The 7,986-nt window shown below is 39.2% G+C and carries 7 protein-coding genes; 3 read left to right on the top strand and 4 right to left on the bottom strand.

Features of this window, described 5'->3' with window-relative positions; genetic code table 11:
• Positions 1 to 426: 426 nt before the first annotated feature.
• The gene (fmt, locus tag AVJ19_RS19775; RefSeq protein WP_111861274.1) at positions 427 to 1,389 is read left to right on the top strand and encodes a methionyl-tRNA formyltransferase; all 963 of its coding nucleotides are present in this window, start codon (positions 427 to 429) and stop codon (positions 1,387 to 1,389) included.
• Positions 1,386 to 2,693, top strand: a complete 1,308-nt coding sequence (gene rsmB, locus AVJ19_RS19780; protein WP_111861275.1) for a 16S rRNA (cytosine(967)-C(5))-methyltransferase RsmB — start codon at positions 1,386 to 1,388, stop codon at positions 2,691 to 2,693. Before fmt ends, rsmB begins: the two co-directional genes overlap by 4 nt.
• A gap of 86 nt (positions 2,694 to 2,779) precedes the next feature.
• Here rsmB and AVJ19_RS19785 read toward each other — a convergent pair whose 3' ends face one another.
• The 4 genes from AVJ19_RS19785 to AVJ19_RS19805 all read right to left on the bottom strand — a co-directional run bounded on the left by AVJ19_RS19785 (position 2,780) and on the right by AVJ19_RS19805 (position 6,799).
• Positions 2,780 to 2,890 (bottom strand): methionine/alanine import family NSS transporter small subunit, encoded by a 111-nt coding sequence (locus tag AVJ19_RS19785; RefSeq protein WP_111861276.1) that lies wholly within the window; start codon positions 2,888 to 2,890, stop codon positions 2,780 to 2,782.
• A 1-nt stretch (position 2,891) separates the two neighbouring features.
• The gene (locus tag AVJ19_RS19790) at positions 2,892 to 4,376 is read right to left on the bottom strand and encodes a sodium-dependent transporter (protein ID WP_111861277.1); all 1,485 of its coding nucleotides are present in this window, start codon (positions 4,374 to 4,376) and stop codon (positions 2,892 to 2,894) included.
• 336 nt (positions 4,377 to 4,712) lie between these two features.
• The gene (locus AVJ19_RS19800) at positions 4,713 to 5,300 is read right to left on the bottom strand and encodes a DUF1287 domain-containing protein (protein ID WP_111861279.1); all 588 of its coding nucleotides are present in this window, start codon (positions 5,298 to 5,300) and stop codon (positions 4,713 to 4,715) included.
• Positions 5,301 to 5,368: 68 nt separating this feature from the next.
• Complete coding sequence (locus AVJ19_RS19805) at positions 5,369 to 6,799, bottom strand: aldehyde dehydrogenase family protein (RefSeq protein WP_111861280.1); 1,431 nt, start codon at positions 6,797 to 6,799, stop codon at positions 5,369 to 5,371.
• A 139-nt stretch (positions 6,800 to 6,938) separates the two neighbouring features.
• Here AVJ19_RS19805 and AVJ19_RS19810 point away from each other — a divergent pair, with 139 nt between their 5' ends.
• On the top strand, positions 6,939 to 7,661 hold the full coding sequence (locus AVJ19_RS19810; RefSeq protein WP_111861281.1) for a TIGR04219 family outer membrane beta-barrel protein: 723 nt from the start codon (positions 6,939 to 6,941) through the stop codon (positions 7,659 to 7,661).
• Positions 7,662 to 7,986 lie beyond the last annotated feature (325 nt).

A 7,986-nucleotide genomic window follows, 5' to 3' on the forward strand; every position in this document is an offset into this window, starting at 1 on the left:
ATACACCACCCAAATTACTTTATAAATTTTATTCATGAGAGTTTCCCTAATAGGTGGCACTTGATACTTTTGCTTTGTATTACAAGAATGCCTATAAATTACGCAAATTTTAAGCAATTAAACTACACAAGAGCTCATAAATCAATAATTATGTGATCTTGTTTGCATTTTTTAGACTAAAAATCTTGCACTTTTTTTGTTCTACGATTTTTATAATATTAGCTGCAAATATCTATTTTTTAAACAATTTTTCGCTTTTTTATTATTTTATTTTTCATTCAAAAACAATGACTTACAATAGTATTGTCATTAAATTAGCATAAAATTTAAACAAAATTAGTGTTAAATTTGTATAGTATTTCACTTTTTAACGTTTTAAATGCTCTCTGTTATAATAAAAGTTAAATTTTGCCTAGAGCTTAGACATTGAAAATCATATTTGCGGGTACACCTGAGTTTGCAGCACATGCGCTTGCAGCACTGTTAAAAACAAATCATGAAATTGTCGCAGTTTATACTCAGCCTGATCGTAAAGCAGGTCGTGGACAAAAAATGACAGCTTCTGCTGTAAAACAATTGGCTTTGCAACATCATTTACCTGTTTATCAACCGCTAAACTTTAAAGCATCTACTGAGGATGGTTTGGCAGCACAACAACAATTGGCAGCATTAAATGCCGATGTGATGGTCGTTGCTGCCTATGGTCTGATCTTGCCACAGGTGGTTTTGGATACACCCAAATATGGTTGCTTAAATATTCATGGTTCATTGTTACCACGTTGGCGTGGTGCAGCACCGATTCAACGCGCAATTGCTACCGGTGATGCAGAAACAGGTGTGACCATTATGAAAATGGCAGCAGGTTTGGATACGGGTGACATGATGCTAAAAACCGTCTGTCCGATTAGTGCGACAGATACGTCTGCGACATTGCATGACAAGTTGGCGATTCAGGGTGCGACAGCAATTTGCCAAGTTCTAGACTCTGAAGCAGGTTTGCAACAGTATTTGGCTGATCGTGAAGTGCAAGATGAAGCTTTGACCGTTTATGCAACTAAGCTTTCTAAAGCAGAAGCACAAATCGACTGGTCACGTTCTGCGGTAGAAATTGATCGTAATATTCGTGCCTTTAATCCATGGCCTGTGGCATTTACCCCGATTGATGAACATCATAATTTGCGGGTATGGAATTCTGTGTTGTCATCTATGGATGCGTCAGGTAAACAAGCAGGTGAAATTATTGCCTTGGATAAAAACGGAGTTCATGTTGCATGTGGTGATCAGCAAGCGATCTGCATCACTGATTTACAATGGCCAGGTGGCAAAGCACTCAATGCGGTACAAATTAACCAAACTCAAAAACTGACCATAGGACATATCTTCGCATGAGCCAACAACACTCAGCCAAACCTACTGTGAATTTACGTGCGCAAGTCGTGAAAACCTTGCTTGCTGTGCAAAATGGTCAGTCTTTAAGCTCTGTACTCAACCAACAGCTCAGTATCGTCTCAGAACGAGATCGTGGTCTCTATCATGAGTTAACCCTCGGTTGTCTACGCCAATGGTACGGGCTCAAAGCCATTACCTTGCCACTTTTGACTAAACCTTTGGACAATGAAGCATTAGAAAGTTGTTTATATCTTGGTTTATATCAATTGCTTTGCACCCGTATTCCTGCACATGCTGCGATTTCGGAAACGGTCAATGCGGTAAAACAACTCGGTTTTCAACCGATGAGTGGTTTGGTTAATGCTGTTCTACGTCGTGTTTCACGTGAAACAGAGGAATTTCAAATGGCTTTAGAGCAAGCACATGGTTTACCTAGTTGGTTGTTTAAACGTTTGAAAAAAGATTGGCCTGAACATGTTGATGAACTATGCCACAACTTAAAACAAGTCGCGCCACTCACTTTACGAGTCAATGATCGTCAAGTCGGTCGTGATGAATATTTAGATATTTTAGAAGAAGAACAAATAGCTGCACATGCCTGTGAACTTTCTAGTGTTGGCATCGTGTTGGATCAAACTGGAAATATCACCAATTTACCAGGTTTTGAGGAAGGTGGGTTTTCAGTTCAAGATGAACATGCTCAGCTTTGTGCAAGTTTACTACCTGATTTAAATGATAAAATCGTAGTTGATGCCTGCGCTGCACCTGGTGGTAAAACAGCACATATTTTAGAGAAATTTCAACCTAAAAAGCTCATCGCACTTGATCATGATGCAAAACGCTTAGTTCGAGTTACTGAAAACTTAGAACGTTTAGAACTCAATGCGATCAGTGAAGTGGAAATTTTGACTGCGGATGCGACTACATGGACAGCTGAACAACCTGTAGATTGTATTGTCCTTGATGCACCATGTTCTGCGATCGGGGTAATACGTCGTCATCCTGATATTCGTCTGTTACGTCAGTCAACGGACATCCAAAAAACTGTCGATTTGCAAAAACAGATTTTGAACCAGATGTGGCAACAGCTCAAAGTCGGTGGCACAATGCTTTACATCACTTGTTCGATTTTAAAAGCTGAAAATGAACAACAAATGGTGAACTTTTTTACTGAACATGCGGATGCTGAAGAAATTAAAATTGATGCAAAATGGGGTTTAACTCAGATTCATGGTCGTCAGTTATTACCAGAAACAGGCTTTGGTGATGGTTTTTATTATTGTAAAATCCAAAAAATGGCGTAAACCATTGTCCATTTAAAGTATCATTTTCAAACATAAAAAAATGCCCAATCACATGATTGGGCATTATTTATTTCAATCTATTAAAATTAATCTTCAGCTTCATCAGGGTTTTTCACCAAATGAATGGTTGCCAAAATCAGACCACCCCATAGCAAAACAATAGACAAAATCATCATGATAATTGCTTGTGTATTCATCTTAATTTTCCTCCGAAGTTTTATCTTTCATGAGACTTAAAAGCACTGAACCCAATACAAAGAATGCCACCACACCACCACCGATTAACCATAAAGTTGCAGTAGGATAACCCCCATAGCCTTCAGTAATGATCGCTTTAATCGTCAACAATAATGCAATCAAAAGTGATAAAGGTGTAATCACAGTGAGCAGAAAATTCCAACCTGTACCCAGTTTAATACTTGAATATTGATTAACATGCGCTTGTAATTGAGCCATCAATGGACGACGGAACCAAGACACCAAAATAATTGACAATAAACCACCACCAACGATCCCAATGTTATTGGCAAAGTAGTCAATGATGTCTACAAAGGTAATTGCACTTTCGGTTGAGAATAAGGCAATGGAAATAACAGCGGATACACCACCAATGATCGTCACAGCTTTGTTCTTAGACCAACCAAACTTGTCTTGGAATGCAGCGATTGGCACTTGCAAAATACTGACCATAGAGGTGATCCCTGCCACCACAAGTGAAGCAAAGAACAAGAAACCAAAGAGGTCACCGCCTGCCCCCATACTTGAAATGATTTTCGGGAAAGCAATAAAGGCTAAACCAATACCGCCTGAAACCACGTCTTTTACAGGTACACCCGAAGCGTGCGCCATAAAGCCCAGTGCAGCAAATACCCCGATCCCCGCCAAAATTTCAAAGGATGAGTTGGCCAATGCCACGACCACACCTGAGCCTGTCATATTGGCTTTTTTGTTCAAGTATGATGCATAAGTCAACATGATCCCGAAGCCCACAGACAATGAGAAGAAGATATGACCGAACGCTGCCAACCATACTTTATAGTTCTTCATCGCATCCCAGTTTGGCGTAAAGAACGCATTTAAACCATCGGTCGCACCTGGTAAGCGAATCGCTTGAATCACCAGAATAGTGAATAAAATCACCAGTAATGGCATAAAAATTTTATTGGCAAGTTCCACTCCACGTCGTACACCGCCATACAGAATAAACATCACCACAGCCCAAACTATGACTAAACCAAAAAATAGCGTTGGTACAAAACCAAAAGTCAGCCCATCACCATTTTCTAAATAGGTTTTAAAGAAAAAGTTTTCGGTATTTGCACCCCATTTTTGCCCAATGGAGTAGTACATATAACTGCCTGCCCATGACAAGACACTGGCATAGTAGATCCCGATGACCAAAGTCACCATGACCTGCCACCAACCCAATGCTTCACTGTTCATCAGTTTTTTGTATGCTGTTGGTGGGGCTTTGCGGAACTTATGCCCCACGGCATAGTCCAAGAATAATAACGGTAAACCTGCTGCAAAAATTGCAATCAAATAAGGGATTAAAAACGCACCACCACCATTTTCATAAGCAACATAAGGGAACCGCCAAATGTTACCCAAACCCACGGCTGAACCAATCGCCGCTAAAATAAAGCCTGATCGTGCTGACCAACTTTCACGATTATCTGACATAGAAAATACCTAAAATACGTGGGCTCTCCATTGCCGTATATTTTCTTTATCTTTGACGAGCAAAGAAGAGTCCAATTCCTAAATTCGTTGTTGTTTGAATAAAACTGCACCTTGTGAGCACTTTGTTGTTATCACAAACCAACACTTTGTCATGATTTCTTGCTTAAAGAAAATCTTAAGAAAATGTTGTTTAATGGCGCAACAATACCTGTTTTCCTTGCCTTTTACTGTAATTTCTACACTAAATTCGACTTTAGAATGAACATTTCCCAATTAATTGCTTATTTTTTTATCCGTTTTCTCCTGATTGATTTGCTATTTATTCATGCTCAATTTTTACTTTGCACTGTTCGGAATCCGATAATGTCCTGTAATTTTATATTGATGCAAAATATCATTTTCCCGAGTGCCATAACCAATATTATGAATGATCAATGGAGTCTTGGAAATCAGCGTCGTTTTATCCGAAACAATACCGATATGCACCAATCCTTTGCCTAAATCCCAAGTCACAATATCACCCGCCCGATAGTTTTGGTCTTTGACCGCATAAGCTTGACGCTGAAAATAGGTCATAATATTCGGCACTCGGCGATGATCAATATTTTTATCTGTACCTTTTAAGCCCCATTTCTGCGGGTAGTGTTTAAAATTGGCTTTCATATCTTCATGAATGCGCTGTTGCAAATCAATGCCTTGATGACGCAAAGCCCGAATCACGACATCAGTACAAACACCTTTGACCAAAGGCACATCACCCATTGGATATTTGAGTTGGGTATAAGCAGGATCGTAATACAACGTTTTCCAAATCTGAGAACGTGCATCTGTCACTAATTTTTCAGCTTGAAAAGCCCAAACAGGTAAACTGCTTAGCATCAATAAAAATAGTGCAAAAAACTGATTTAAATTTTTTATTCTCATCATCAACGCTCAAATTATTCAAAATATCTAATGATTAAAAAGGAGCCGAAGCTCCTTGTTAATATGACTTATTGTTTAATCACAAGCAATCGCTCTTCTTGCATATCCCGAATCGCTGACTGAATTCCCTCACGCCCTAAGCCTGAATCTTTCACTCCACCATAAGGCATGTTGTCGACACGGAAGGTTGGAATGTCATTGATAATCACACCACCAACATGCAAATGATCCCATGCATAAAGCATCTTGTTTAGATTTTGCGTATAAACCCCTGCCTGCAAACCAAAGCGGCTCTTATTAATCACCGCAATGCCTTTTTTAAAATCTTTATATTTCTCTAAAATCGCCACAGGACCAAAGGCTTCATTTTGGTAAATATCCAAAGATTCATCGACATTTTCAAGTAGAGTTGGCTCAAACAGTACGCCATTTAATGTACCACCGCACAAAATTTTAGCGCCTTTTTTCTCAGCTTTATCGACCCACTTTTTCAGACGTACTGCTTCAGATTCTTTGATCATCGGTCCAACCAATGTCGTATCCAATGTTGGATCTGCGGCTTGAATTTTTTTCAATTTTGCAACAAGCTTTTTTTTCAATTCGCTATAAATATCAGCATGCGCCAAAATCCGTTGCACACTGATACACACCTGCCCTGCATGGCTATATGCACCACCAATCAAACGATCAACCAAAGCATCCGTAATTTCCGTCTCAGGCTCGATTAACACTGCAGCATTGCCACCGAGTTCTAAAGTGACTTTTTTACGCCCTGCACGGGCTTTCATGTCCCAACCAACTACATCTGAACCTGTAAAACTGAGCAGTTTAAAACGATCATCCGTAACAAGTACATCTGCGTGTTCACGTGGACATGGTAACACTGAAAATGCAGCTTTAGGCAAATCAGTTTCCGCCAAAACTTCAGCAATTTTCAACGCAGAAATCGGGGTTAAACTTGCAGGTTTCAGTACAAATGGACAGCCCGCAGCAATCGCAGGGGCAATTTTATGTGCAGTCAAATTCAATGGAAAATTAAATGGACTGATCAAAGACACCACACCAATCGGCACATGCTGAATCATACTGCGATATGACGCTGCCGCAGCTGTGACAGCCAATGGCATCAAACGACCATCATCCAACTGCGTCACCGCATCCGCTGCGATTTGAAAAGTATTAATCAAACGTTCAACTTCTGCTGCTGCGGCATTTTTTGGCTTACCACCTTCAATGATCAGAAGTGTCGTTAATTCTTCTCGAAGTTCATTAAAACGTTTCACACAATGCAGCAAAATTTTTTGCTTTTGAAATGGCTTTAATGCCGCCATTTCCTGTTCAGCTTTGACTGCTGAGCTGATCGCTTTCTCTAAGGTTTTCGCATCTGCCAAAGCCACTTTGGCATACACTTCACCCGTGAACTTATTTTCAATTTCAAGCCATTGTTGTGTTTTGGTCGCTTTACCTGCCACATACAATGGAAATTCCAACACTGCCATCACTCATCTCCTTTTTATCTGTATTCTGATAATGCAAAATAGCTTAAACCTCTATATCATGCGCTCAGTGAGTACAGTATTGAAATGTATTTAAGTAACAAAATCAGATGAAAAAAGATCATTTCATCGAGAGGGAAATATGAAAACGTTACAACTACCATTATTTATTGCAACATTAGGCTTATGTTCAGTTGCACAAGCAGATTTTATTGGTTTAAAAGGTGACATCAGCTATTGGAGTATTGATGGTACATCACAAATAAAGCATAAAGCAGATACAAAGGATCTTCTTTTAGATCCATATGTTGGAATTAATTCAGAATATGATCTAGACCGTAAAGGCACTGTGCAGGCATCGGTTGCATTTGAACATCCTGTACCTGTTATTCCCAACGTAAAAGTAAAATATACAAAATTAGATACTGAAACTGAAGAAAATACAGTCAATAAAACAGATATTAACTTAGATCATACTGATTTAATTTTATACTATGAAATCTTGGACAACGTTGTTAAAGCTGATGTCGGTGTCGGTGCAACACGCCTTAATGGTGATGTTAAACAGTTTGGTACATCTGTAGATATTGATGAATATTCACCTATTATCTATGCAGAAGTTGGTGCGAAACTACCTTTCACAGGACTCAGTGCTAAAGCTGAAGCAACCTATACCAATGTCAATGATGTGAAAATCACGGATGCTCAAGCAGAAGTTCAATACAACTTTGTACAAAGCATGTTATTGGATTTGGGGGCTAAAGTGGGCTACCGTATCATGAATATCGAATTGGATGACATGGACAAACGTGACATGAAATTTGAATTCAAAGGTCCATATATTGGTTTGGATGCTCACTTCTAAGACAGAATATAAAGCAGATATCTCGAAGAGCAGATCACATGATCTGCTTTTTTATGCAATATTGTAAGAAATAACGTACATGAAACACTGAAAATTGCGACTGTTCTGCTTTATAAATATTGCCTATTCTACACACATAGGGAACAGGAAGTTTCCCAGACAAAAAACAACAATAAAACAGTCTGAGCATCAGGAAGTGAGGTAATACAGGAGTTTACCTAGCGAACCAATACGAAGAGCCCCCGTCAGGATGATGGGGGTTTCTTTTATCAAATACTAAATCATGCTGCCATTTACTTGCCTGAGCAATTTACACGATTTATTT

The sequence above is a fragment of the Acinetobacter sp. CFCC 10889 genome (assembly GCF_003268395.1).
Lineage (GTDB): Bacteria > Pseudomonadota > Gammaproteobacteria > Pseudomonadales > Moraxellaceae > Acinetobacter.